The sequence below is a fragment of the Sphingobium sp. EP60837 genome, from assembly GCF_001658005.1.
In the GTDB taxonomy this organism is placed as follows: Bacteria; Pseudomonadota; Alphaproteobacteria; order Sphingomonadales; family Sphingomonadaceae; genus Sphingobium; species Sphingobium tyrosinilyticum.
Genome location: NZ_CP015988.1, coordinates 150589 through 177165 on the forward strand (window position 1 = coordinate 150589; position 26577 = coordinate 177165).

Consider the following 26577-nt stretch of genomic DNA (forward strand, 5'->3'; position numbering starts at 1 on the left):
ATCAGCTTCGCAATTCAGCGCCTCCGATGTTGCTTCCTCCTCGGTCGACTTCCTTGACGGACCCTGCTATCCTGCTGCGACGTTGGATTGCATGTTGGCGGTCAGGAAGCATCCAATGAGCGATCTTTCTGTTGCCGATTACTAGTGTGATATACAGTTCGGCCTACCTTAGGTCGAAACGAAGAGTAGATGCCCCAGTCGGTGGGGGCGGCTCATCAAGCGACCGCTGGTGGCTTCCTGTAAATACCAATCCTAACCTCCGCGACGGCAGACCGATCGCGGAGCATCGCGGTCTTGAGCCAGGTCGCGGCACTTGCGACTTGATAAACTTCCCTTGAATGGCGAACTGCGCTCGTCTTCGCTGAATCCGGAGGGATCGGAAAGTAACTCAACGCCTGTCAAAATGGGGGGATGCCCCTGGGAACGACGGGGAGCGGCGCTTGCTTGGGATTCAAGGCTTCTAGCACGGCGTGTCGAATTTTGGCGGGTGATGGATGTCCGTTGAATACGAAAGCGACCCGGCGGCTTCCTCCCAACCTTTCGCCGCGACCTAGCGATCGCGTGCGCATCGAGATTGGCCTTGCGCCTTCCGAACGGTATATGATTTCGTGAAGGGAAAATTATGCCGAAGCAGAGAAAGACAGGTAGCAACGGGGGAGAAGCAACCGTTCGCATGGGGGACGTGGCCAAGCATCTCGGGGTATCGAAGATGACTGTGTCACGCGCGTTGAATAAGCCAGGCCGTGTTTCCGCAACGATGCGTGAGCGGGTGCTTAGCGCCGTAGAGGAGATCGGCTATCTGCCGAACCAGCTGGCAAGCAGCCTCTCGTCCAATCGGTCGATGATCGTAGGGTTGATTGTTCCGAGCATCGAGAACTCAATCTATACTTCGACAGTGGCAGGACTATCGCAGATAATGAGGGAGGCCGGTTGCCATGTGATGATCGCGGAGTCCAACAACAGCCCTGACGAGGAAGAGAAGCTTGTTACTGCGTTTCTCGCGCACCGTGTCGGCGGACTGGTCCTCCATGGGACAAGGCACACGGAGCGCGCAATTAAGCTCATCCGCGCCTCCGGCGTGCCGGTCGTGGAGAACGGCAATATTCCCCTCGATCCTCTAGATATGGTTGTCGGATTCTCCAATTTCGATGCGGCGCATGCAATGACCATGCATCTGGGGCGACTGGGCTACAAACATATAGCGCTCGCCACGCTGTCATCAGTCAATAATGACCGGGCGCATGATCGCGTGCAGGGGTATCGCTTGGCGCTCGAAGAACTTGGTCACTCGCCCGATCCGCGGCTGATCATCGAATGCGGGCGCGGCGTGACAGCCGGCGCTGAGATGGTTAGCCATCTCGTGGAAACGGCGCCGGAAGTCGATGCGCTGTTCTGCGCCGGCGACGTCATTGCCTTGGGTGCTTTATTCGAGTGTCAGAAGCGGGGCTGGGCAGTGCCTGAGAGGCTTGCCATCGCAAGTTTCGATGATGTGGAAATACTTCGGCATGTTACCCCCGCGATCACCACACTGCGCCTTCCGCGCGGAGAAATTGGCGTGCAGTCCGCCATGCTATTGACCTCCCGAATGATGGGGCGCGCTGATGATGCGCGAGGCAGGGTGATCAAACTGAATTTCGAAATCATTCAGCGCGGCAGCACCTAAAGTTACATGAGAGAATTGCCTCCGCGAAAGATGCTCGCTATCGGAGCGGAATGGTTACCGGTATCCACGCGACATTTCGGCTTGATAGTGCCGCAGTCAAAATCAGGGGCGGGCGAAGAAAATGACAACGGCAACGGTAAACGAAAACGGCGCGTTCGGGTTGAAAGGGAGGCGCGCTCTAGTAACAGGATCGACCGGCGGACTGGGCCTGGCGCTCGCCCAGGCATTGTCCCGCGCAGGTTGCGACGTGATGCTTAGCGGCCTGGAAGCCAGTGCCAAAGTTCAGCCGCAGATTGATTCGATACGCCTGGAATCGGATTCAATCGTAGCCTATCGGCAAGCTGATCTTTCATCGATCGACGGCGTGAATGCGCTCGTCGATGCAACTGCCAAGCAGCTTAGCGGGGTGGACATTCTCGTTAATAACGCGGTCGTCCGACACTTCGGTCCGATTGCCGATTTGTCGCCAGAGAATTGGGAACACGGTTTGGCCGTCAACTTGTCAGCGGCGTTTTATAGTACCCGCCGAGTGTTACCGGCCATGCGGCAGAACGGATTTGGCCGCATATTTAATATGGTTTCGGTCTACGGCTTGAGGGGTACACCGGACCGGGTCGGGTATGTGACCGCCAAGGCCGCTCTCATCGGGCTAACCCGGGCCGTGGCACTGGAAAACTTGGACTATGATATCACCTGCCATGCACTCTGTCCGGGGTCGGTCCTGACGCCGGGTACCGAAGAGCGCGTCGAGGCTATGGTTGCTGAGGGCCTTGATCGAGCGGCCGCCGAACGTCGGTTCCTTGAGGGTAAGCAACCCAGCGGCAGGTTTGTATCGACCAGCAGTGTGGCTGACCTGCTTGTTTTTCTGTGCGGTCCGGTCGCGCAGGACATGACCGGATCCCTGTTGCCGGTTGAAGGTGGATGGCTGGCCAGTTGAACCATGGGTCAAGGGGCGGGCAGCCTGGAGGATCGGGGTTTCGCGGTCGTCTGGACGCATCGCTCGGACCGGCCACGTTGAACATAGATTGAGGAGAATGGAGTGACAGGTCAGAAAATAGGGTTCGCTGGGGTTGGGCGAATGGGTGCGCCGATGGTGCGGCGATTGCTCGAAGCCGGTTATGAGGTGACCGTCTTCGATCCGAACGCGGAGGCTGTCTCCTCTCTGCAAGAGAGGGGCGCTCGTGCTGCCTTGACGCCTGCCGAACTGGCAAAAAACAGCGACATCATATTCTTGTCGCTGCCGACGCCCGACATCGTCGAGCAAGTGATCGGCGGCGAAAATGGGATGATCGAGGCAGGAGGCGAACGGATCGTGGTCGATCTTTCCACCACGGGCCCGAGCGTGGCGCAAAAAATGGCCGCCATGCTGTCGAGCGTCGGCATGTTGCCAGTGGATTGCCCGGTCAGTGGCGGGGTCGCGGGTGCCGAACGCGGAACGCTGGCGCTGATGGCGGCATGCGCAAACGATGTTCTGCCGCGGATTCGCCCCGTGCTCGAGAATTTGGGCACGCTGACCCATGTCGGCGAGCAGGTGGGCATGGCGCAGATGCTGAAGGTGCTCAACAACATCATTTCAGTCACTTCGCTGGCGATATGCTCGGAAGCTCTGGTGGCCGGTGTGAAGGCAGGTCTTGATCCGCAGATCATGATGGACGTGATCAATGCGGGTTCGGGCCGGACCAATGCGACGACGGACAAAATTCCGAAATACGTCCTGACTCGTCAGTTCGACTTTGGCTTTGCGCTCGGGCTCTCGGCCAAGGATCTGCGCCTTTGCATTGAGGAGACGGCGAAGCTGGGCGCGCCGATGGCGGTGGGCGGCGCGGTGAGGCAGATGGTCGACGCCGCGGTCGAGCATCTTGGACCCGCCGCAGATCTCACCGAGATCATCCGACCGCTCGAACAACAGGCGGGCGTGGAAGTGTCCGGCGACCGAAAGGAGCGTTGAGCCAGTGGCCGATCTCATCTCTGACGGTGGTCAAGTGCAAGAAATGTTGCCGACGATGAGCCGTCAGCTTGCCTCGTTTGTCGCAGGCTCCCAGCTTGAAGCCATCCCTGCTCATGTGCGGCACCATGCGGTTCTGGCGCTCTTCAATGCTTTTGCCGCGGGGCTGGCGGGGGCGGGTGACGACGTCATCGCGCGACTAGGCGTCGCGTTCGAATCAGTGTCAGGGACGGGCAATCATGGTCTCATCGGCAGCGCGGGCCGGCACGATATTCAGTCAGCCGCCTTCATCAATGCCGCGACGATGAACGTTCTCGATTTCGACGACACCCACATACCCACGATCATCCATCCCACATCCGTGGTGGCCCCGGCCGTGCTCGCCCTGGCCGAGCGACTTGCGCTGTCTGGTGCCGAGGCTTTGCACGCTTTGGTCCTGGGCATGGAAGTCACCTGCCGAATTGGCAATGCGGTTACGCCGGGTCACTATGCCCGCGGCTGGCATATCACGGCGACCTGCGGCATATTCGGTGCAGCGGCGGCCTGCGCAAAGTTGCTAGGCCTGGATGAGCAAGCCACCCTGTGGGCGCTCGGCAACGCCTCATCGCAAGCTGGCGGCCTGGTCGAAACGCTCGGCTTTATGTCCAAGAGCGTGGGGGTGGGAGCCGCCGCGCGGGGCGGCCTTATGTCGGCGATCATGGCAAAGGGCGGCGTGCAGGGGCCGCCGCTTCCTCTTGAGGGGCCGCGCGGCTTTGTGCAGGTCACCTCTGATCGTCCGGAATTCGAACGCCTGCACACCGGCCTGGGAGAGGAATGGGACATGTTGCAAACCATGTTCAAACCCTATCCCTGTGGCGTTGTCCTCAACCCTGTCATCGATGCAAGCCTGACTGCGCGGAACCTTCTGCGCATCGACCCTGCCCAGGTCAGTTCTATCGTTGTGACCGGCAACCCGTTGCTGAGGAACCGGGCGGATCGCCCTGCAATTACCGCCGGGCGCGAGGCGCAGGTCAGCGCTCAACACGCGATCGCGGCGAGCCTTCTTAAAGGCGCGGCTGGCGCAGCCGAATTTAGCGATGCCGCTGTCGCCGATCCGCATTTGCGGGCGTTTCGAGCCAAGGTGCGATCAGTCGAGGTGGATCAAGACATCCCAATTGAAGCCGTGAGGCTGCGCATCGAATTGACGAACGGGGAAGCGGTCGATGTGGAGGAGGTCTGCGCCCGGGGCAGCGCAGCGCGCCCAATGGACGATGGTGACCTGTCCGCTAAAATGACTGCTGCAGCCAAGTTTGGCTGCCCGGGACTGGATTGCGAACCTTTGGCGGATGCGCTGTGGAATGTGCGCGATGTACCGGAAGCCTCGATATTGATGAAACTGGCTAACCCCGCGGATAGCGACGCAGCAGCAAGGCATGTCCGGTCAAATCTTCTGGTATGATGAGCATGCGGGATTTAAGATGGGTTGCCCGGACGGTGGGCATGACCCGGTTGATATTGGTCTTCCCAGATGCATGAGTGCAGACGATGACAGATTTTCCGCAATATGAAATCCTCGCTCTCCGTTATGCGGTCAACGAACGACAGGTGGCGACGCATAATTTCATCGATGGGGACGATCATGATCGCCTGATGCCGCTGGATTATTATATGTGGGTTATTCGGTCGGGTGATCGTGCCTTTCTGGTCGACACAGGCTTTGATGCGGAGGCCGCGGCCCAGCGGGGCCGAAGATTGCTTGCGACGCCTCAGCAATTGCTCGGCAAGATCGGCCTCGCGCCGTCCGATATCTCCGACGTCATCATCACCCATCTTCATTACGACCACGCGGGCAATCGTGACCTTTTTGGCGGCGCGCGGTTCCACATCCAGGATCGCGAGATGGCCTATGCGACTGGACGCTGCATGTGCCATGCGAGCTTACGCTCTCCGTTTGACGGGCGCGATGTCGCGGCGATGGTGGGACGTGTGTTCAGCGGCCATGTCTGTTTCCACGACGGTTCGGCAACGCTTGCCCCAGGTGTCGAACTGCACCGGGTAGGGGGACATACAGACGGGCTTCAGGTCGTGCGGGTATGGACCCGGCGTGGTTGGGTTGTACTGGCTTCGGACGCCAGTCATTTCTATGCCAACATGAATGAAGGCCGCAGCTTCCCGGTCGTCTATAATCTGGGAGACATGTACGAGGGCCACAGCACATGTTTTCGTCTGGCCGATGCGCCGCAAAATGTCATTCCAGGTCATGATCCCCTGGTCATTAAATATTATCCAGCGTTGCGACCTGAACTCGAAGGCATGATCATAAGGCTCGATGCCGACCCGGTTTGAAGGGGTTCAAGCTGGCCTAAGCATTCTGGGATGTGCCTCGTCGAGCAACACCCCAGATCGCAATGTTCCTCAGGCATCCTCCCCCGCATCGATATGGTGTCGAAGCCTCAGCTTGGCCAGCCATAAGAAGAACAGCACGGCAGGCGCCAGCATGGCCAACATAAGGTCGTGGGGGAGGGGGATGGAATGTTCGATGCCATGTAAAACATAGCCAAGAATGCCAACGAGATAGTAGGTGATCGCAACCACCGAGAGGCCCTCGACGGTCTCCTGGAGTCTCAGCTGCAGTCTCGCGCGGTGGTTCATGGATCTCAACAAGTCTCTGTTTTGCTGTGAAAGTGCCGTATCCACCCGCGTTCTCAACAGTGCTGTCGTCCATGCTACGCGTTGGGACAGATCTTCTAGCCGGTCGGAAAAGGAGATGCAGGTTCGTACTGCCGGCAATAGTCGGCGGTCGGTGAAATCCTCTAACGTAGGGAAGCTGCTCAAGCGTTTTGTCCGGAGCTGCTGCAGGCGCTCCGTCGTCATTGCAGCATAAGCCTTTGACGCGCTCATCCGATAACGTGTGCTCGCCACGATGGCCCCCAATTCGGCACTCAAGTCCGAAATGTCGTGCAGGAGTGTGGCGTCATCGGCGTCTATCATGGCGGTTTGACAAGTCAGCTCTGCCAACCGGCTCTCCAGTTGGGTCAGAGTTTTGGCCCATTGCTGCGCGACGGGCAGGCCAAGCAAAGCCATGTTACGATAATTGCCCAATTCCTGAACGCGCTGGATAGTCAGTGCAGCCTCGGTGCCGGACATATTCCGGTTGACGACGAGCAACCGACCGAACCCGTCAGGCTTGAGGCGGAAGTCCGACCAGATGGTGGCGCCGCCGTCCACGACCTCGCATATAACGAGATCATCCTGCTCAAACGAAGCGGCGACCACCTCGGGCATCTCACGATCCGAGAAGGCAATCTGGGTCGCGCGTACGACCTGGCCGTCTCCTTTGCTGAAATAATCGTGGGGCAGGCACCGGATTGCGTCCGCGTCGAAAGGAGCATCCAGAGCGCCGGGCCTGATGAAAGTATAGCTCAGTATCTCGGTATGACGCTCCCAGATGATCTGATAGCCGTCAACGGACAGGTTCAGGAAGTTTCGATCCGGATATTCATCCTGGCCGAAATCAAGCTCCGCCAGTAAGCGTAGCCTTTCCTGCTCCATTTTGTCGGGTGGCAGGAAGATCAGTATCTGCACAAGTCGGGTTGGCGCGCTGATCGGCGGCAACTTTCGCACGTGCATCTCGGTCGAAAGGAACACGCGGAAGGGATGGTTGGTGAACGAAAACATCGTGGATCTCTTCCCCCCAAAATAGGCCTGCAAGATAAACGACAGTCCTTCCTCGCACAATCTTGTCCGGTCAACTTATGACCAGCATGCTGCACCCAAGGCGAGCCTGCCATATTCGGCGCCCGGGCCGATCCGTCCCGTGGTCGCGCCTCAGCGCGACCTGGCGGCGAACCACCGGCGCTTTAGCGTTGGTTACCGGTATCCTTCCGTGCTAGCTTGCCCTATTCGCTGCATTGGAGAGGGGCGTGCAACCGGTTTTAGATGCGAACACCACCGACCAGCTTCGGGCCTACATGGCAGACGCCCATCCCATCCATGAAATGCTTGGGCAGACCCTCACGCAACTTGCTGCCTGCTCCTTGCTACGGTTCAATCGGAACGGCCCGCAACTGCGCCTTGAACAGGCAATGGCGCAGGCCAGATTGGCAGCAGACAAGTGCCTCGAGCAGCTGCACGCGATGATTGTCAGTGACCCTGCCGTGCATCATTTTCATCATCTGTTTTCGTCCTGCAAAGCCATCCATCTGGGATTTCGCCTTCTGGAGGATGCGATGTCCTCACATTCGGACGACCAGCAAGGAAGAAGGTTGGTCGATGCACTTTCCCTGGCGGTTCGGCACCGGCGCGCGGCAGCATCCATATTGCCGGGATTTGAAGGCGTCGACATCCATCATGCCTGCTGTGCCGCTCCCCGGTGCGCGAAAAGCGGGCCTCAAGATCATCAACAGCGAATAACGAGAGCAACCGATGGCCAACTATTCCATATGGGTTCTTGAATATGCGGCGGTGGAGAATTTTTCCCTCGGCGTTATGATGTACGGCGCGCAGTATGAGGGCGTCCGCAAGCTACCCTATGGCTATGTTCTTATTAAGGGGCATGGGGAAACAATTCTGGTCGATACCGGATATGATCACGAAAATTATGGCAAAGTTCTCGCCGACAGTTACGGCGTCTCGAATTTTCACGGGCCGCGAGAGGTTCTTGCCCAGTGCGGGGTGACCCCCGAAGATATCACTACCGTCTTCATCACCCATGCCCATTTCGATCATATGGGCGCCATGCACCGGTTTCCCAATGCCCGATTCTTCGTGCAGCGGCGGGAACTGGAGCAGTGGGCCTGGGCGTTGGGATTAGGAACGGAATATCGATTCCTAATTGGCGGCATCGATCCCGCGGATATAGTCAAGGCAACCGAACTTGCCACTAAGGGACGGCTGGAAATGGTTGATGGCGAGATGGAAGATGTGCTTCCAGGCATCGACCTGCATCTTGCGGCCGACACACATACTTACGGTAGCATGTATGTAACGGTGCGAAACGACAACGCTCGCAATAGCGCGGATACATGGATTTTCGCTGGCGACCTTATTTACAGCTATGACAATCTCACCGGACTTGATCCAGATGCGCCCGAGATCGTGCCAATCGGTCTTGCCGTGGGCAGTCAGCACAACTTGATATTCGCTGCCGCGGCAATGCTGAAAGAGGTGGGAGGCGAGGTGCGCCGGGTCATCCCGGTGCATGAGGACAGGCTGAAAACCACTTTTCCCTCTCGGCTGACCGAGGCTGGTCTACAGATCGTGGAAATCGCTTTGGCGGACGGGGAGGCGAGCAAGGTTGCCTGACGAGGGCCATCGCCAGCGATGATATGGAAAATATCTATTTCCCAATATGAAATCAGGGCGGCTGCAATCTCGACTGCAGCCGCCCCACCCTTTTCCCCGACTGTTGCCGTGGCAATCCCTGTTCTGGCAGACGCGTTCAGAAAAACGCGATGCAGCGTGCCTCTATGCTGACCCGCGGAACAGGATTGCGAGGCGTGGTGGGGTCGTCAAAGGCCGTATGAGCGGTCAACTGCGGCTTGCTGGTATCAGTGTCGCAAAGCTTGATTACCATAGCCTCGTCGACCGACATGAAAGGGAAATAATACCATTCGTGCCGGGGGTTGTACATGACGTTCACGCCGTGAACTTCCCACAGCGGCTCACCCGGGCGCGTACCCATGCCACAGAGCACAAGATCGCTCCGTTCAACCGAGCGCGCATCGCACACAGCCAAAGGCGACATTTCTACGGGGGCGAACGGCTTCCAGATATTATAAGCGGCCCAGCGTCCTCCCAGCAATTCATCAGCCTCGGCGCCCATGAACTGGCGAATGTTATATTCGTAGGATTCCTGATTATAATCGATATGCACATTCGCGGCGGCGTGGAAATTCTCGTTGGAGATTTCTCGGCCAAGATCGCGCAGGGCCGAATGGAAAACGATGACCTTACGGGCGCCGGTCAGCTCCTTCAGCTTCTCTTCGCACTCGGCGTGATAAATGGTCTTGATGCTGGCTGTATCGGAGGTGTCCTTTAGCGCACTCTTCATCTCGATAAGCTGGAAACCGTTATCTTCCGTGTTCCAGTCATTCGCCGATTTGCGGGCATTGTTCATGCGAACATCGTGGCTTTCGAACTTGATGGTCGTGGCCGTATATTCGATATTGTAGACGATCGGCATTTCCTCATCGTCCAGCGTATAGCGAACACTCGCTTCCACGCTCTCAGGCGCATTTTTCACAAGTTCTTCCAGTCGTGATTTCGAATCCACCATTGTCATCTTTCTCTCCTTGATAAAGCCGCGCGGACCGAACGTCCGCGCTGTTTCGCTATGGCGCGCCGGCAGTGGCGACTGGGATTAAACCTGCGTTCGCTCTGCAGATGCGCCGATCGCTATGCGCCAAAGCGGGGGATGGCCGATACATCCCGCAGCCTATTAGGCACCGAGTCGTGGAAGGGGAATTTCGACACCTTGACTCTAATCTCCCGCTGCGGAGTGCCGGGCGTGCCCCACAACAGATTAAGCTCGCTCCCGCAAATCTCATGCTCAGCGTCGATGAACGCAAGCGACAGCATGCGACGATAATGATAATCCATCACGCGGCCGGTGCTGATGCCCACCATTTTTCCACCAGACATGACGTGGTCGGCACGGTAGGTGTATCCCTTATCCGGCTGACCCTGACCCAGAATGAAGTCTTGATAAGAATAGTCGGTAGGCTGAGCGATGTTCTCGCATGGCTCGATCTCCCGGCCAGATAACTGTGTAGCGTAGATCGCGGCGACATCTTCCGCATTCCACTCTAGTGTGACAATTTTTCTGGGCGGCGACTCGGATAATTCTTTAAGCGCTGCCCGGCCAGGAAAGTTGTCAGACTTTGCGAAGTTCACAAGGCCGCCCAGGCCTAAGTCGTACGGCGTGACGAGCCGCGCGTTGAGATCTGAGCCCACGCTCCCTCGCAACCGTCGATTATACTGGAAAATGCCTTCGTAGGGTCTTGTCGAAAGGTATTCCGATAAACCTGAAAAACGCCCTTCGTCGGACTCGAACAAGGGGGCTGGGTAATGAACCAGAATGTTGGGCAGACCGCCGGGCGTATGATTGAGACCGGCATAGGCGTGCATGCCCAGCTTCTTGGCGCCCAGTGCTTTGCCAGCTTCCCATATTTTGCTGTAAACTTCATCGAAATCTTTTATAGGCCCATGAACCTCATACCCTAGACCGCCGGCCATACCCAGGCGCAGCACTCGCATGTCCTTGTCGCCAATCTTCGCCAGGCGATGACGGGCAAATCCGATGTCGTGAAGGTCCTGGCCAGTAGCACGTTCAAGGATCTCCAACGATCGCTCACCGTCGATTTGGATGAAATATTCCTGGAAGCTCACATCTTCGCCCACGACATCCATACCACTTGTGTCGATCAGATATTGCAGCGGGGGATTGAGCCAATAGGTGCGGTAGTGATCGACGGCCAGTTTGATGACGACGCCCTCGCTCATGATCTGACCACGTTCGTTGCAGATCAGTCCATGCCGGACCCCTTTATCGGTCATCGTCGTAAAATCGTTGACGCAAACGGAATTGAGGAAGCGTATTGCATCCGGCCCCTTCACATCGTGAACCGGCGAGATCATCAACTGCGTGCCGATCCATGCGGATGTGCGTGCGGCGGCGGCCTCGACCTGCACGCCCTCAAACTCATAGGGTACGATGAGGCCATCACCGAAGGGAAAGAATAAGGTAGCGCCCTCGAATAGGGGGCTATTCAACGTAAACATAGGCTCATGGACTTCAAGCATAAACTCTCCAGCAATTTAACTATACCAGTTCGAGATCAGTGCCTGGCAGGTTCGATAGATGCCGGTTGACACGATCCATAGCAGGAATATTTAAGATAATAGAAACTTGCTGAATGTTGCTTTCCCATGCTGCCACATTCGTCCCTGCCGTCTGGTCCGAAGCCGGACCGTGGAGCTTGCCATCACTCTTTGCACCACGATCGATCTTCAACATTGGATACCGGTATCCACATGTCCGGTCAAGATGTGGTCCACTGTGCTCGGTCCCTCCATAGGAGAGCGGTCGCAAAATCGACTATCAATTTGATTCAAATGACCAGATGTCATTTCGGGAGCTGGGGAATGATGTTATCGGGCAGGAACTCACCTGATCCTGACGCTTCATCCCCCATCAATCGAGGCTCAAAGCTTGCTTCAGCGCCGTTACAGCGCATGGCGGCTTTACCGCTCCGACGGTAGTGTCCCGAGGCGTGGTGTAGGTTCCGGCGGTAGCGGTGCTGGACGGACGCGCGCTTTCCCTATGGCGCTGCGTTTTGATCGCGCGGGTCTGGAGAGAGGTGTAGCACCGGTCGAAATCCACTCCCTTTTGCGCCATCAAACGCCCGGCGGCCTGAGCTTCATCCATGCCATTTTCTGTCATCAACGTCCCACCAGCCGGTGAAGCGGTTTTCGAGGTCCCACGCCGACTGGCCATGGTGAATAAGGACGAGAATAGGCATCTAACGCGTCTCCGCTGGACGATAACAGCAGATGATACTCACCCCTTATTGGAATAGTTAGCGGAAGCTAAGCGCGCGGAGCCACTGCGCCGCTGTAGAACCTAAGGAACTGTAGAAATTCAAATTCAACAAAAGCACATCATGTCATCTTCGCAGCGTGACGCAGACCGACGCGAGTGCGGGTGCTATGGCTTGTGGCTTGGCTACCTGAACCTGCGCGCTGTGCACGAGCGGATATTCCAGGCAACGCTCCGCCATTCGGTCGGCGAAAGTCTCGATTAGCTTGAGGGGCGATCGGCCTATTTCGATCGCGATATCACGGATCTCGCAATAATCGATGGTGGCCGACAGATCATCCGTCGCGGCCGGGGTCACTTCGAGCCATATCGTTAAAACGAGCGGCTGCGTGCGCCCCACCTCGTGCGCGTAGACGCCAATCCTTGCGTCGACGGTGAGATCGTCAATCCGGATAGCCCTCGACCGTAAGGACGTCGGCAATTCACCCATCACAGGCCGAGCGCGCGTTCTGCTGCTTCGACAGTGTTTTGCAACAGGCATGCAATTGTCATTGGACCAACGCCACCGGGCACCGGAGTGATGGCTGCCGCATGTCCCGCTTCCTCGTAGGCGACATCTCCCACGACAGTCTTCTTTCCATTCCGCTCAACCCTGTTAATGCCTACGTCAATCACCACCGCCCCTGATTTGATCCAACTGCCCTTTACCAGCGCCGGCGCGCCAGCGGCTGAGACGATGATGTCTGCTCGCCGAACCTTTTCTTCCAGGTCGACAGTTGCCTTATGCGCCACTGTCACTGTGCATTCTTCCTGTAATAGCAGTCGCGCCAGCGGCTTGCCCACTATGTTGGACATGCCGATCACAATTGCGTCCTTTCCGGCCAATTCTGCTAGTTCCTGCTTGAGGAGGATCATGCAGCCCATCGGCGTGCAGGGGGTGATGCCGCCGCTCCCCACAACCTGCCGGCCAACATTGGTCGGATGAAAGCCATCAACGTCCTTTGCCGGCTCAATTGCCTCGATTACCTTTGCAGCCGCGATGTGAGGCGGTAAAGGAAGCTGAACGAGTATGCCGTGAACAGCTGGATCAGCGTTCAACCGCTGCACCAAATCGAGCAACTGCCTCTCGGTGACATCGCTCGGCAGCCTGTGCTCGACCGACATCATTCCTACCGCACGACATTGGTCAGCCTTTCGCCGGACGTAGATTTGGCTGGCGGGATCCTCTCCCACCAAAATCACTGCAAGACCGGGAACGATGCCTGTCGCAGCTTTGATCCGTTCTACGCGGATACGAGTCTCTTCCGTCATCGCGACCGCAACTGCCTTGCCGTCAATTTTCTTGGCAGTCATTCTCTAGTTTTCCTCCGCCAATCGGTGCCTCAGGCAAGACCGAAGTCCCTTCCGCCAGGATGAAATCAAATTGGATAATCTCGTCGTAATCGGCGTTCGCAGGCGCAGTTTCATATAAACCGATAAGTCCCTGCACCACGCTAAACGTGACGTCCCTTTCGAGGTAGGGATCGCCAGGCGAGAAAATCTGGGTGACAAGCGTCCGGTATCCGGGCGCAGAAATCATTGCATGCAAATGCGCGGGTCGAAAAATGCTGCGCTTCTGTCGCAAAGTCAGTGCGCCTACCGGTCCGTGTGTCGGGATTGGGTAACTGACCGGTTTTATCGTCCTAAAATTGTATTCTCCATTTTCGTCAGTTTTGAAGCGACCGCGCAAATTGCCGGATCCCTCCGGGTATTGGTTCTCATAATAGCCGCTGTCGTCCGTTTGCCAGACGTCGATCACGGCGCCTGCTATCGCCGCGCCGCTGCGATCTCGCACGCGCCCGGACACTACGACGGATGTGCCCGCGGTTCCGGCATGCGCGATCGATTCACCGAGTGGCAGGAACGGCGCCTCAGCCTTCCAGAATGGCCCGAGTAGCGCAGACTCGGTTGCGCCATCCCCAGGCCTGTTGATCATGTCTACAAGGGTCGACACGCCCCACGTATCGGAGGCGAGGATAACCTCATTATGATGAGCTGTAGTCAGATGGCCCAGGGCCGTCACAAAGTCGATCCCGACCCTCCATTCCTCCACGCTCGGCCGGATTTCCCGGACGAAAGCGTGCAGATGAGACACCAGAGAAGTCATGACTTCCTGCAGTCGCGGCTCGCCGCTATGGCTCATTGCTTCTAACACATCGGCGGTCAGCGCTTCTTCGTCAGTCGTCATTGTCATACTCCCACCGCTCGCGGGGTTCGCCCGGCCCAGGCATTCTCCAGAAGTGCCGCGATACCATCCTCCCGAAGAGGCTCCGGATTTGGATAAGGCTTCTCAACGGCCTGACGTGCAATCTTGCTGATTTCTTCTTGACGCATCCCGATTTCGCGGAGCGATTTCGCTATGGGAAGTCGCTGAAGCAGCTCGAACAGCCCTTGAACGCCATCAGGCGCGTTCAACGCCCGAGCGACCCTCTGATTGGCCTCAGGGGCCGCAGCGGCATTATATGCCAGCGAATGCGGGAGAAGGATCGCGTGCGTCTGGGCGTGCGGGAGGCCCAGGACTCCGCCGAGCGTATGGCAAAGTTTGTGATGAAGCCCCATACTGACCTCCGCCAATACTGTCCCGCAGAGCCAAGCGCCGTACAACGCGTCTCCTCTGGGCCCAGCATCGGCATCATCGTCGATGATGTAGGGTAGAGCGCCTGCCAATGCGCGAATTCCTTCCACGGCCTTCAGCGACGTGACGGGATTGGCATCCGCGCTGTAGAGGCCTTCTACTGCATGAGCGATCGCATTCATGCCGCTTGCAGCGGCAATGGCTGCGGGCAGCGGGAGCACCAGCAAGGGATCGTAGATAATCGTTCGAGGGAGAACGCGAGCATCTCTACCTGTCGTCTTGTTGCCGTGCGCACTCTCACCCCAGACCGGCGTCGCCTCCGATCCGGAAAATGTGGTCGGCATTGCGATGATCGGCAGTCCGGTTTCCTTGGCGACCCCTTTGCCGAGGCCGATTGCCGAACCGCCGCCGATCGCGAGAATAACATCAACCTCGGCCTTATGGGCCACCTTCACTGCTTCGACCGTCACCTCAACCGGCGTGTGCATGACTGCTGTGGGCAGAAGATGTGTGGGTATCGACCCCAAGGTAGACGCTAGCCGAACGCCAAGCTCCGCCTGCCCCACTGTCGTGATCACTAGAACCTTGCGGCCCAGCCGTTCGACTTCGGTGGAAACATCTAGATGGCTACCTGAGCCGAACCGGACTCGACTAAAGGCCGGGCTATAGACGAACGGCGATATCATTTTTCTCCCCTACCTATCGCGGCGATGCATGCCACATTCAGCCTGACCGGACAAGTGGAATGCGCAGGTGCCAGCATTCGCTCTTAAATGTGGTCAGGAGCGAGCGCATTGCTTGCGGCCTCGTCCGATTCTGCTAAATTTGCCCAGACAAGCGAAGGTGAGGCATTTTCAGCAGATGACATCCAATTCAGAGCAGCCTTTAGAAAGCGCGGCACTCACGGGCACATCGCCACCTCTCTATCAAATGGTCGTCGGTGAGCTGAGATCGGAGATTCTCCAGGGTCTCTATCCCATCGGAACTGCGTTGCCCTCCGAACTTGCGCTCGTCAGCCGCTTCAACGTAAGCCGACATACGGTGAGGGAAGCGTTGCGGCATTTGAAGGATCTTGGGCTCGTGGAATCTCACCAGGGTAAGGGAACATTAGTTCTTCAGCCCGGTGGACCGCAGGTCTATGTCCACCAGGTCAATTCGATAGCTGACCTTCACGACTATAACGTCGAGTCGCGCTATGATAACCAGGCAAAGACGATCAAGCTCGACGGCATAACAGCTGGCCGGCTTGGTGTCGAAAAGGGCGAAACTTGGCTAAAGATCGGCGGGACCCGCTACGAGCCGGGCAAAAAAGACCCGATTTGTGCGGTGGAAATTTTTGTGCCCGGAAGATTTGCCGGGATCGGGCGCTTGCTCGGTCGTCGAACCGGCCCAATTTATGGTTTGGTCGAAGATGTTTATGGGGAAAGCATCGGCGAAGTCGATCAGACCCTGCGAGCAGCGCCGCTCCGGCCGGATCTCGCTGCCATTCTCAAAGTTGACGAGGGCGAAACAGCCGTGGAAATCAAGCGCATCTATCGCTTGCTGGACGGAAGTCCCGCCGAGATCACATTCAACTACTACAAGGCCGCCAATTTCAATTTCTCCATGAAACTGCGCCGGGTCCGAAACGGCGGCTAGGCGAGGGCGTCGGATTGACGCTTGAGTTTCCCTGGACCATCCTGCTAGATATGACCGGACAAGTTGCCGCTTCTTCCTGCGACTCAGTGGAGGAGGGCAGGACGGAAGCAGGAGAGTTGAATGGCGCTAGAGAACGTCAAGCACTGGGAAATCGGAGATGTTCGGATCACCCGGATTGTCGAGGTCGCCGCTTATGCCGCCGATATCGGCATGCTGCTCAAGGATGCGGGACCCGAGATATTCGAACCATATCTGGACTGGCTGAAACCGAACTTCGTCACGGAAGACGGATTGATGCTCATGCAATGGCAGGCGTTCGCGGTTCAGACGCCAAGCCGCACGCTGATGATCGACACATGCATCGGCAATGATCGCAAGCTGCACTTCGACATCTTCAACGACATGCAGACATCCTTCCTGGAGGATCTTCAGGCCAGTGGGATCGACCCACTCAAAGTGGACACGGTCTGCTGCACCCACCTTCATTACGACCATGTAGGCTGGAACACAAAGCTCGTCGATGGCGCGTGGATGCCGACATTTCCCAATGCGAGATATCTCTTCGATACCACCGAATATCAGGAAATCCGGCATCTTGAGGAGATTGGCGACTGGCATGGCAGCCATCTGCCGGATGCGATCGATCCGATCATGGCCGCGGGGCTTCATGAATTCATATCCGCTCCCGGATATCAGGTCTGCGACGAGATTCGCATGGAACATACACCAGGCCACACCGCCGGGCATTGCGCGATTCATATAGAGTCCAGGGGCGAGCGCGCCGTCATCACCGGCGACCTGCTGCATCATCCGATCCAGTTTGCGATTCCCGCGCGCCATGGTTCCTTCGATCACGATCCCGTCAAGGGCGCGCAGACCCGGCAAAAGTTCGTATCGGAAAATGCTGACGGCACCATCATGGTCATCGGTTCGCATTTCAGCGATCCGAGCGCCGGGTGGATTATCCCTGACGGCGACGCATGGCGCTTTGTGACGGAGCGGCCGAACGCCGACTGAATTGGCGGCATTCCGTTTTCAATATGGAGAGACAAATGATTGAAGCTAGCAATGCGAACGAGCAGCTCGTTCTCGATTTTTTCGCCACTCTGAGTTCCGGCGATCTTGAAGCACTTGCTTTCCAACTGCATGAAGACTTGAGCTGGACGACGATGATCACCGGCGTTCCTGGCGCCGGCCGCCATGACGGACGTGAGAATGTCCTCCATAATTTCCTCGCGCCGGTCCGCGGAATGTTCAAGGACGGCGATCCCAAGGTCCACGTGGACGGCCTGGTGTCGAGCGGCGACAGGGTGATGGCAGAGACCCATGCCGTTGGCAGCCGGGCCGATGGTCATCCCTATAACAACCTCTATGCCTGGGCCTTCGAGATTCGTGACGGCCGCATCCTGCATGTCCGCGAATATATGGACAGCCTGTATGTCGCGCGCTTCTTCAAAATGGACCTCTCGGAACCCGCGGCATGACGGATTTCAAGGGGAAGGCCTATTTCATCAGCGGAGCGGCAAATGGGCTTGGCCGCGCAATCGCGCTGGGACTGGCCCAACGCGGCGCTACCGTCGGGATTGCGGACCTTGACGGCGATGGCCTTGCGTCGCTTACGGAGCAGATCAGGGAGGCTGGCGCCGACTGTGTAAGCCTGAAGGCCGATATGGGGGATCGCGAATCCGTGTTCCGGGCCGTGCGCGCCCTTGCGGAAAAGGCGGGGGGTGTGGACGGCGTTATCAATAATGCGTCCTATCTCGTCTATGAGCCGATCGAGGATGTTACGGAAGAAACCCTGGACAAGATGATCAGCGCAGGGATCAAGTCGACGATCTGGGGTTGCCAGGCCATGGTTGAATGCCGCCGCCAGGGCGCTCCGGGAGCCATCGTCAATTTCAGCTCGCCCGTCGTTTTCAAAGGCTATCCACGAACGGCCATCTACAGCCTCGTCAAGAGTGCGGTCGCAAGCCTTACCCGTACCCTGTCGGCCGAACTGGGGCCGCAGAATATTCGGGTCAATTCGATCGCGCCTGGATCTGTTCCGACGCCGGGCGCCCTCAAATATGTCGGTGCCCAGGAATATGAACGCCGGTCCGCCACCATCCCGTTGCGCCGCCTTGGTCACGAGTCCGATATCGTGAGCGCCATCGCTTTCCTGCTCGGAGACGAGGCGTCTTTTGTAAATGGCGCGACCCTGGCCGTCGATGGCGGCATCATCGCTTCGGCTTAAGTGTTGGAAGGAAGCTGGAGCCATGAGCATCCAAGCGAATGAGAAGCACGACTATCTGATACTTGGCGGCGGCACCGCTGGCTGCGTTCTGGCAAACCGCCTCAGCGAGGACCCCCGCAATTCGGTCTGCCTCATCGAGGCGGGACCGCCAGACTCCAACCCGCTCATCCGCGTGCCTGCGGGCGTGGCTTTCACGATCCTCAATCCCAAGCTTGGATGGGGATTGAAGACCGTGCCGCAGAAGCATTGCAAGAACCGCGAGATCATGATCCCGCGCGGACGTGTGCTCGGCGGCTCGAGTTCGATCAACGGGATGGTATATTTTCGCGGGCATCCCGGCGACTTTGATGACTGGGCAGCGGCAGGCGCGGCGGGGTGGAGCTATGCTGAAGTCTTGCCCTATTTCCTGCGATCAGAAAATAACGAGAGCTACGCGGGAAGCCCTTATCACAATATTGGCGGCCCTATGAATGTGACGACTCTCAAGTCGTTCAACCCGCTGGTTTTGAGCTTCCTGGAGGCGGCACAGTCGTTGCAACTGCGGATGCAGGATGATTTCAACGGTCCCGATCCCGAGGGATTTGGCACCCGACAGGCCGCAATCCGCGAGGGAAGGCGAGAATCGGGAACCACCGCGTTTCTCAATCCAGCCCGTTCGCGTCCTAATCTGCGGGTCATTACCAACGCATTGGTGAAGAAGATCCTGATCGAGAATGGTCGCGCATCCGGCGTCATCTTTGAAACAGATGGCGTGGACCGAACCATATCGGCAGGCAGGGAGATCATCCTGAGCGGCGGCGCCTATGGTTCTCCTTCGATGCTTCTGCACAGCGGCATCGGTCCTGCCGATGAGCTGCGTGCGCTGGGCATCGCCGTACATCACGATCTGCCAGGCGTTGGCAAGGGACTGCGGGACCATCCGTCCGCCGCTTTGCAGATGCGGACGAACGACATCAGTTCTTACGGCATATCCTGGCGCAAGGCCCTTCCCAACGCGATTGATGGACTTCGCTACCTGCTTTTCAGAAGCGGTCCTCTGGCCGGGAATATGTTTGAGGCCCATGGTTTCTGGAGAAGCGGTCCGGGCCTTTCCCGGCCTGACATGCAGATCATCATGATGCCTGCGCACCGCAATGCGGAGCCCAAGGCCCTTCCGCGCGGGCACGGATATGGCATCATATCCGCGCTGGTGAAGCCCAAGAGCCTGGGCGAGCTCACCCTCGCATCGACCGATCCGCGCGAACGTCCGCTCATCGACCTCAACTTCCTCGGCGAAGAAGAGGATCTGATCAAGATACGCACCGGCCTGAAACTCGGTCGCAGGCTCCTGGCGAACCAAGCGTTCGACCGGTATCACGGGCACGAAATCCTGCCCGGCAAGGACGTTCAGTCGGACGACGAGTGGGACGACTATATCCGCCGCACCTGCACCATGGTTCATCATCCTGCAAGCTCTTGCAGAATGGGCATCGATCCGCTTGCGGTTGTGGACAGGGATCTGAAGGTCCGTGGCGTGGACGGGCTTCGGGTGGTCGATGCCTCTGTCTTCCCGACCTTGATCGCGGGGAATACCAATGCCGGGGTGGTAATGGTGGCGGAGAAGGCGTCGGATCTGATCTTGGGCCGCGCCGCTCCCGCCGCGATCGAGCTTCCGCACGCGGCATGATGACGCTGCCCGGCGCATGCGCGCGCCGGGCAGCGACCTGTCAGCTGTTGAGGATAAGGGTCATGCTGCCCTTGCGGGATTTAAGTCTCCAACCCTCCGGCATCCGCACAAAGCGATCGTGATACTCACCGACGAAAAGCTGAGCTTCTGCGGCAACCGGACGCGCGGCTTCGACATCGGTTGTTGACAGGAAGCTTACATAGCTGATGCCCCGGGCCTCATCCGGGCCTTCCACGTCGATGACGATGTTCGTCATGATATGGCGCGACAGACGCGGCGCGCGTGCTTCAAGCATCGCAAGGATTTCCGATCGCCCGACGGTCGGGTTCTCAGGATCCAGCGGCCGGGCGAAAGAACCGTCCTCGACAAACAGGTTGGCGAGCTTCTCAAGCTCGCCCAGGTCGTTGAAAATGGCGAACTGCTTTACGATCTTCTCGCAAGCCCGTTCGGCCGACAGCCTTTCCAGATCATTCATTCGGGTTTCTCCTTACCAATCATGTTCTACGCCCCATTCCCGCGCAGCTTCCTCGCCACCGACACCTGCCTCGACCGGTGGCGACTGGATGAAGCCGGGCGTTTTGGAGAAGCGCGGGGAGGGCGCGGGGTGCGTGACGTCATCCACGGCGACAAAGGCACCACGCGCGACATTATGCGGGTGCGAAGGGGCTTCCTTCATCGACATAACCGGCGCAAAACATGCATCGGTGCCTTCCAGCAAGGCGGCCCACTCGCTGCGCGGTCGGGTTGCGATGATTTCAGCCAGGCGCTCTTTCAGCGCGGGCCAGTCTTCTTCGCATAGCTGTCGGTCGAAAGCGGGATCGTCCAGCGACATCTTGCGCCGGAGTTCCTCGTAAAATTGCGGCTCGATCGCTCCCAATGCGATCCAGTGCCCGTCGGAGCATTGGTAGCAATTGTAGAAATGCGATCCACCGTCGATGATGTTTACACCCCTGCGATCATGCCATGTCCCGCGCGCAAGATGGCCATAGAGCAGCCCCATCAGACCGATGGTGCCATCGCTCATCGCGCAATCGACCACCTGTCCTTCCCCGGTCTGTTCGGCGTGGCGAAGCGCGGCCAGCAGGCCGAAGGCGAGATAGAGCGCGCCACCCCCGAAATCACCGACGAGATTGAGAGGCGGAACCGGCCGCTCTACCGTTCCGATGCCATGAAGTGCGCCGGTGATTGCGATGTAGTTGATGTCATGGCCCGCCATATCGGCATAGGGGCCAGACTGTCCCCAGCCGGTCATCCGTCCGTAGACGAGGCGCGGATTGCGTTGGAGCGCAATCTCAGGCGCGAGGCCCATACGTTCCATGACCCCGGGCCTGAACCCTTCGATCAGGAGGTCCGCTTTCTCCACCAGCGCCAACACGCCCTTTTGTCCCTGCTCGGACTTGAGATCCACGACAAGCGAGCGGCGGCCTCGTGTCTCGATCATATAGCGATCATAGGACGCGCCCGGCCGATCGATGCGCAGCACGTCCCCTCCCAGATCGGAAAGCAGCATGCCGCAAACCGGAGCAGGCCCCATTCCGGCGAACTCGAGCACCTTGATCCCGCTGAGCGGCCCTTTCGCCACGCGCCGCATCAAAGCGCCTGCAATTTCGCACGGCGAATCTTGATACCCGCGGTCTCCCGATCCCAGGTCCGTGGCGTCACGCCTTCGGCCCGCAGTCGATGTTTTTCGATCTTCTGGGTCGGGGTTCTTGGAAACTGATCCACCAGCCTGACGAACCGGGGGATCATGAAGTGAGCGATCTCCTTTTCCAGGAATGCGATCAGCGTTGCCGGGTCGAATGCTTGCGGCTCATGAACCTTGAGTATCGCCATGACCTCCTGCTCCGCGCCATCGGGAGCAGGCACGCCTATCGCCGCCGCCTCCACGACGCCGGGAAAGGACATCAGCGCATTTTCAACCTCGAACGAAGAGATATTCTCGCCCCGGCGCCTGATCGCATCCTTCGCGCGATCCACGAAATGGTAGTGCCCCTGCGCATCGCGCCGGAACATGTCCCCCGTGTGGAACCAGCCGTTGCGCCAGGTCGATGCCGTGGCGCGATCGTCGTTTAGATAGCCGTGGCTTGTGGTCCAGGGGACATCCATGCGCACGATAAGCTCGCCGACGGCTCCATCCGCGACCTCTTCGTCAAACGCATCGACCAGTCTCAGCTGGGTTCCAGGCGAGGGGAGGCCGCAAGTGCCCACGACTGCCGGATCAGGTCCGCAGAAAAGCGGCACGGCCAGTTCGCTCATGTTGAATTCGGTATAGACGCGCACGCCATAACGTTTTGCAAACTGCATCGCTGCCACCCCGTAGGGCGCAATCACCGCGGTTTGCAGGCTATGGTTTTTTTCGCCGGGATCGGGGGGGAGGGCGTTCAGGAAATCGACCATCGATCCCAGCAGCCCCGTCGTCGTGATGCCGTATCGCCTGACGATGCACCAGAAGGCTGCGGTGCTGAAACCGTCTGCGATGACGGCGGAGCCCCGGTGAAACATTGCCCAGAACAGCCCGTATATCCCGCCGACATGATAGAGGGGCATGGCGGTCAGATTGCGATCGCCAGGCCCGACATGGCGAAACCCCAGTGCTGCGCTGCGCGCGTGCCTGTAGCTTGTCAGTACCGCCTTGGATGGTCCCGTCGTGCCCGACGTAAAGATGACCATCTGGGTATCCCAGTCCTCAACCGCCCTGGCGGGGGGAATCAGCGCATCGGCGTCGCCCTCCAGCGCTTCTGCCGCATGGATTGTAAAGTTGGTGGAGACGCCGGGCCTTTCGCCCACGACGATGACGTCCTCGAGCGGGCCTGTATCAATCTCTTCCAGACGATCGAACAGTCCGGCATGGACGATCATGAGCCGTGCTTCCGCCGTCCGTATGACATGGGCGAGCATGGCCCCGCGATATGCCGTATTTATCGGTACATAGATCGCCCCGAGATAGGACAGGGCGAATAGCGTCGCAACGGAGGTGGGGCAGTTGGGCATCCAGCTGAGCACATAGTCGCCCTGGCCCACGCCAAGCTGCTGCAGTGCGGCAGCCTGACATCGTGCCTCCCGCCGGACATCGCGCCACGTCCAGACCCCTCGATCGACGAACAGAATGGCCTCCTCATCCGGCGCTTCATCTGCGAGGGAATCCAGAATTGCGGAGAATGGACGGTGTTGGAGACTCATCGACGGCCGCTCCCCTGTGCACCAGGTGGCGCTTTGACATATGCCCCGATCAGTGCGACGGCCAGTGCTGCTGCGGCAGCCGGGACCGCGAGGACAACGCACAGCAGCGCCATGTGCGATCCCGCCGCGACCATGAGGCCCGCCGTGCTGGGCCCGGCCACCGCCCCGATACGCCCTGCGGTCGAGACAAGGCCGACGCCGGTGACACGCAGGGCAACGGGGAATAACTGAAGCATCAGGGTGTAGAGCGCAGCCATGCTGGAAAACATCGCAACGCCCGTCACCAGGACGAAGGGGATGAGCGCCGCCTGCATCGCCAGAGCGATACCAGTCGCCGCCATGCCCAGGCACATCAGCAACACCGTGCAAATGGCTACACGTGAGGAGGTCGATCGAGCGAGGAGAACGCCCCCAGCCAGAGCGCCGGCCACTCCCCCGATGTTGAGCAACAATCCCGCTGTCGTGGCGGCCTTCCCAGGATATCCTGCCATGGCAGCGAGTTTGGGCAACCAGCTCAGGATGAAATAGAAGGATGTCATGAACGAAAAGAATATGAAAGCCAGTGAGAGGGTGATCGGCCGCTGCGAACGCTGAAACAGCGTGGCGAAGCGTGGAGCGCCGCCAGTGGACACTGTACGGGGCATCGCCGCGATCGGTTCGCGATTCATCGCCTCCAGTAGCCGGTTGACGGCGTCGAGAGCGCCCGGCCGGCGCTTTGCCATCAGGAATTCAACCGATTCGGGCAGAAAGATCAGGGCAAGCGGCACAAGAGCCAGGGTGCCCAGCGCGCCAGCCAGAAAGATGCTGCGCCAGCCGTAGCTTTCGGCCAGGAATAGCGCTGCGGCGCCTCCGGCAACCGCGCCGGTGGGGAAGGCTGCCGCCATCAGGGCCATACCCATGCCGCGCCAGCGCGTCGGGCAATATTCCGCAACCATCGCCGACGAGCTGGTGAGGACCGCGCCTATGCCCACGCCGGTCGCAAATCGCATGAAGGCCAGCTCTTCATAAGATCGGGCGAGCGCCGACAACAACATGCCGCTTCCCACCACAGAGACGCAAAGCAGGATCGCGGGCCGGCGCCCCCATATGTCGCCGAGAGGGGAGAGCAACAGCGCGCCAACGCCCATGCCCAAAGGACCGGCGCTCAACAACAGGCCAATCCGGGCCGGCTCCAGCGTCCATTGATGTCCGACAGCCGGCGCCGCAAAAGCCATTGCCAGTACGTCAAATCCATCCATTATATTGATCGCAAAGCAGATCAGGACCGCCCGGACCTGCAGCGCGCTGATTTGTCCGCCGTCCAAAAGGTGCGGCTGTTTCTCGACGAGCACTGCCACGCCATCCCTCCAGCTTATACGGACATGCTAACGCAACTGCTGTCTTTGCAAAAGGGGTATATCGCAAATGATTTCTTCACCGACGTTGCCGGCTACATGTCATTGGTTGCAAATTTGCCCGGACAAGTGCTAATTGACCCCGTTCGTTCAGCTCAACCGCGGATGCGGTCGAATGGAGCACCACAATTGAAAGGAATGAAGATGCCTAGCGAAGCCTATGATCGCGGACTGGCGCTACGCAAGGAGGTTCTTGGCGCCGATTATGTCGAACGCTCCTTCGCCAACGCCGATGATTTCAGCCGCCCGATGCAAGAGCTTTCCACCGAATATTGCTGGGGGAATATCTGGTCCCGCGAAGGTCTGTCGCGCCGTGATCGCAGCCTGCTGAATATCGGCATGATCAGCGCGCTCAACCGCCCTCACGAGCTGAAGCTGCATGTGAAGGCCGCGCTCAGCAACGGGCTGACCCGTGAAGAAATTCGTGAAGCGATTCTTCAGGTGGCGATCTACTGCGGCGTGCCCGCGGGCCTTGATTCGACCCGCATCGCCCGCGAGGCGTTTGCCGAGGTCGACGCAGCAGCCTGAGACAGTCTGGAGAGGAAATCGTGAACATGCATACCCCCACCTCCGCGAAAAGCGCAGGCCTGGTACAAGAGCGCCTTGAGCATCTGGAAAATGTCATCCGCACGGATGTTGAGAATGGCGCTTATTGGGGCGCAAGGGTGATCGTCGCGCGCCATGGCGAAGTCGGCCTGGATGCAACTATCGGCTGGGCCGACAAGGAGCGGACACGCGCACTCGAGCATGACAGCGTGTTCACGATCTTTTCGATGACCAAGGCGATGACGAACATTTTGTGCCTGCGGGCCATCGAAAATGGCCAATTTTCGCTCGCAACGAAAATATCGCAGGTGATACCGGAATTTGCCGGCGGCCTTCGTGAGCATATCACCGTCTTTCATCTGCTCACGCACATGTCCGGCCTGCCCATGCTCTTTCTCCTCAAGCCGGGCATGCCGATCGACATATTGGAGGACATGGTTCGTACGACCTGTGAAATGGTCCAGGCGATCGAGCCTGCCGGGGAGAAATGCAACTACTCGCCCATGCTCAATCAGTTGCTGCTGGGTGAAGTGCTGCGCCGCACCGACCCCAAGGGGCGTGCCTATCGTGATATCGTGCGCGAGGATCTGTATGAGCCGCTGGGTATGACCAGCAGCTCGATCGGTGTCCGCAAGGACCTGAAGGATCGCCATATATTCCCGGATTTTCGCGGGAATGCGCCGATCGACCATGTCGGCAGCAGCGGCCTTGGCGAGAATGGCGCCTATCGTGAAGAACTGGCGGAGATGCCGTGGGTCGGCGCGGTCTCGAGCGCGCCCGATATCTTCCGCATGGCGGAAATGCTGCGGCGTGGCGGCACCCTCGATGGGTCGCGCATCCTTTCGCCGGCGATGATCAGAAAAGCGCGGCAATGCTATACCGGGGATAAGCCGAACGAACTCTACAAGACGCTCGCTCACAAAGATCAGTGGGAAGTGTCGCCAGGCTATATCGGCCTCGGCTTCTCCCTGCGCGGCACCAAGATGACCAATCATATGTTCGGTACGCAGACCTCTCCGGAAACATTCGGCAACTACGGCGCCGGCAGCACGATCTTCTGGGTCGACCCGGAACTGGACATGACGTTCGTCTGTCTCACCACCGGACTTCTGGCATCCAATCCCAATATCGTGCGATTCCATCGCCTAGCGGACATCGCCGTTTCGGCAGGAGCCTGACC

The 26577-nt window shown here is 58.6% G+C and carries 26 protein-coding genes and 1 pseudogene; 14 read left to right on the plus strand and 13 right to left on the minus strand.

The window, feature by feature from the left end:
• The first annotated feature begins 673 nt into the window (after positions 1-673).
• From EP837_RS18720 to EP837_RS18740, 5 genes are all read left to right on the plus strand, one after another.
• Positions 674-1663 (plus strand): LacI family DNA-binding transcriptional regulator, encoded by a 990-nt coding sequence (locus EP837_RS18720; RefSeq protein WP_197486424.1) that lies wholly within the window; start codon positions 674-676, stop codon positions 1661-1663.
• Between the two features lie 121 nt (positions 1664-1784).
• Positions 1785-2600: an SDR family NAD(P)-dependent oxidoreductase gene (locus tag EP837_RS18725; protein WP_066532078.1), complete on the plus strand. Its 816-nt coding sequence runs from the start codon at positions 1785-1787 to the stop codon at positions 2598-2600.
• Between the two features lie 102 nt (positions 2601-2702).
• Complete coding sequence (locus tag EP837_RS18730; RefSeq protein ID WP_066532081.1) at positions 2703-3611, plus strand: NAD(P)-dependent oxidoreductase; 909 nt, start codon at positions 2703-2705, stop codon at positions 3609-3611.
• Positions 3612-3615: 4 nt separating this feature from the next.
• Positions 3616-5046 carry an MmgE/PrpD family protein gene (locus EP837_RS18735; RefSeq protein ID WP_225870676.1) on the plus strand — a complete coding sequence of 477 codons (1431 nt, stop codon included), beginning with the start codon at positions 3616-3618 and terminating at the stop codon, positions 5044-5046.
• A gap of 86 nt (positions 5047-5132) precedes the next feature.
• Positions 5133-5933, plus strand: coding sequence for an N-acyl homoserine lactonase family protein (locus EP837_RS18740; RefSeq protein ID WP_066532085.1), 801 nt, complete (start codon positions 5133-5135; stop codon positions 5931-5933).
• Positions 5934-6002: 69 nt separating this feature from the next.
• On the opposite strand, the gene EP837_RS18745 is transcribed toward EP837_RS18740, so the two are convergent.
• On the minus strand, positions 6003-7265 hold the full coding sequence (locus tag EP837_RS18745) for a DUF3422 family protein (RefSeq protein WP_066532369.1): 1263 nt from the start codon (positions 7263-7265) through the stop codon (positions 6003-6005).
• A gap of 245 nt (positions 7266-7510) precedes the next feature.
• On the opposite strand from EP837_RS18745, the gene EP837_RS21190 reads away from it, so the two are divergent.
• Positions 7511-8041: a hypothetical protein gene (locus EP837_RS21190; protein WP_156518765.1), complete on the plus strand. Its 531-nt coding sequence runs from the start codon at positions 7511-7513 to the stop codon at positions 8039-8041.
• Complete coding sequence (locus EP837_RS18750) at positions 8013-8891, plus strand: N-acyl homoserine lactonase family protein (RefSeq protein WP_066532087.1); 879 nt, start codon at positions 8013-8015, stop codon at positions 8889-8891. Before EP837_RS21190 ends, EP837_RS18750 begins: the two co-directional genes overlap by 29 nt.
• Positions 8892-9027: 136 nt before the next feature.
• Here the strand turns inward: EP837_RS18750 and EP837_RS18755 are convergent, their stop codons facing one another.
• The 8 genes and pseudogenes from EP837_RS18755 to EP837_RS18785 all read right to left on the minus strand — a co-directional run bounded on the left by EP837_RS18755 (position 9028) and on the right by EP837_RS18785 (position 15426).
• On the minus strand, positions 9028-9870 hold the full coding sequence (locus EP837_RS18755) for a CmcJ/NvfI family oxidoreductase (RefSeq protein ID WP_156518767.1): 843 nt from the start codon (positions 9868-9870) through the stop codon (positions 9028-9030).
• A gap of 113 nt (positions 9871-9983) precedes the next feature.
• Entirely contained in the window at positions 9984-11390 is a 1407-nt protein-coding gene (locus EP837_RS18760) for an aminomethyltransferase family protein (RefSeq protein WP_066532091.1), read from the minus strand.
• 19 nt (positions 11391-11409) lie between these two features.
• Positions 11410-11604, minus strand: coding sequence for a hypothetical protein (locus tag EP837_RS21195; protein WP_156518769.1), 195 nt, complete (start codon positions 11602-11604; stop codon positions 11410-11412).
• 315 nt (positions 11605-11919) lie between these two features.
• Positions 11920-12109: pseudogene (locus EP837_RS20765) on the minus strand (histidine phosphatase family protein); the annotation flags it as partial.
• A 144-nt stretch (positions 12110-12253) separates the two neighbouring features.
• The gene (gene folB, locus EP837_RS18770; RefSeq protein WP_066532096.1) at positions 12254-12616 is read right to left on the minus strand and encodes a dihydroneopterin aldolase; all 363 of its coding nucleotides are present in this window, start codon (positions 12614-12616) and stop codon (positions 12254-12256) included.
• Complete coding sequence (folD, locus tag EP837_RS18775) at positions 12616-13479, minus strand: bifunctional methylenetetrahydrofolate dehydrogenase/methenyltetrahydrofolate cyclohydrolase FolD (RefSeq protein WP_066532099.1); 864 nt, start codon at positions 13477-13479, stop codon at positions 12616-12618. The genes folB and folD overlap by 1 nt, the downstream gene beginning before the upstream one ends.
• Positions 13460-14353: a dioxygenase family protein gene (locus tag EP837_RS18780; RefSeq protein ID WP_197486425.1), complete on the minus strand. Its 894-nt coding sequence runs from the start codon at positions 14351-14353 to the stop codon at positions 13460-13462. The genes folD and EP837_RS18780 overlap by 20 nt, the downstream gene beginning before the upstream one ends.
• 2 nt (positions 14354-14355) lie before the next feature.
• Positions 14356-15426 carry a maleylacetate reductase gene (locus EP837_RS18785; RefSeq protein WP_066532106.1) on the minus strand — a complete coding sequence of 357 codons (1071 nt, stop codon included), beginning with the start codon at positions 15424-15426 and terminating at the stop codon, positions 14356-14358.
• A 175-nt stretch (positions 15427-15601) separates the two neighbouring features.
• Here EP837_RS18785 and EP837_RS18790 point away from each other — a divergent pair, with 175 nt between their 5' ends.
• From EP837_RS18790 to EP837_RS18810, 5 genes are all read left to right on the plus strand, one after another.
• Entirely contained in the window at positions 15602-16378 is a 777-nt protein-coding gene (locus EP837_RS18790) for a GntR family transcriptional regulator (protein WP_082919857.1), read from the plus strand.
• A gap of 120 nt (positions 16379-16498) precedes the next feature.
• Entirely contained in the window at positions 16499-17395 is an 897-nt protein-coding gene (locus tag EP837_RS18795; RefSeq protein WP_066532110.1) for an MBL fold metallo-hydrolase, read from the plus strand.
• Between the two features lie 35 nt (positions 17396-17430).
• On the plus strand, positions 17431-17862 hold the full coding sequence (locus EP837_RS18800; protein ID WP_066532115.1) for a nuclear transport factor 2 family protein: 432 nt from the start codon (positions 17431-17433) through the stop codon (positions 17860-17862).
• On the plus strand, positions 17859-18611 hold the full coding sequence (locus EP837_RS18805) for an SDR family NAD(P)-dependent oxidoreductase (RefSeq protein ID WP_066532117.1): 753 nt from the start codon (positions 17859-17861) through the stop codon (positions 18609-18611). The genes EP837_RS18800 and EP837_RS18805 overlap by 4 nt, the downstream gene beginning before the upstream one ends.
• 22 nt (positions 18612-18633) lie before the next feature.
• Positions 18634-20277, plus strand: a complete 1644-nt coding sequence (locus tag EP837_RS18810) for a GMC family oxidoreductase (RefSeq protein ID WP_066532128.1) — start codon at positions 18634-18636, stop codon at positions 20275-20277.
• A gap of 40 nt (positions 20278-20317) precedes the next feature.
• On the opposite strand, the gene EP837_RS18815 is transcribed toward EP837_RS18810, so the two are convergent.
• From EP837_RS18815 to EP837_RS18830, 4 genes are read right to left on the minus strand one after another with little or no spacing between them, the layout of a single operon-like run.
• A complete protein-coding gene (locus EP837_RS18815; RefSeq protein ID WP_066532131.1) occupies positions 20318-20752 on the minus strand; it encodes a nuclear transport factor 2 family protein in 435 nt (144 codons plus the stop codon).
• 12 nt (positions 20753-20764) lie between these two features.
• A complete protein-coding gene (locus EP837_RS18820) occupies positions 20765-21859 on the minus strand; it encodes a CaiB/BaiF CoA transferase family protein (RefSeq protein WP_066532371.1) in 1095 nt (364 codons plus the stop codon).
• A gap of 8 nt (positions 21860-21867) precedes the next feature.
• Positions 21868-23457: an AMP-binding protein gene (locus tag EP837_RS18825; RefSeq protein WP_066532133.1), complete on the minus strand. Its 1590-nt coding sequence runs from the start codon at positions 23455-23457 to the stop codon at positions 21868-21870.
• The gene (locus EP837_RS18830; protein WP_197486426.1) at positions 23454-24671 is read right to left on the minus strand and encodes an MFS transporter; all 1218 of its coding nucleotides are present in this window, start codon (positions 24669-24671) and stop codon (positions 23454-23456) included. Before EP837_RS18830 ends, EP837_RS18825 begins: the two co-directional genes overlap by 4 nt.
• Before the next feature lie 324 nt (positions 24672-24995).
• On the opposite strand from EP837_RS18830, the gene EP837_RS18835 reads away from it, so the two are divergent.
• Positions 24996-25379: a carboxymuconolactone decarboxylase family protein gene (locus EP837_RS18835; RefSeq protein ID WP_066532373.1), complete on the plus strand. Its 384-nt coding sequence runs from the start codon at positions 24996-24998 to the stop codon at positions 25377-25379.
• A 26-nt stretch (positions 25380-25405) separates the two neighbouring features.
• Positions 25406-26575, plus strand: a complete 1170-nt coding sequence (locus EP837_RS18840) for a serine hydrolase domain-containing protein (RefSeq protein WP_066532134.1) — start codon at positions 25406-25408, stop codon at positions 26573-26575.
• Positions 26576-26577: the final 2 nt, after the last annotated feature.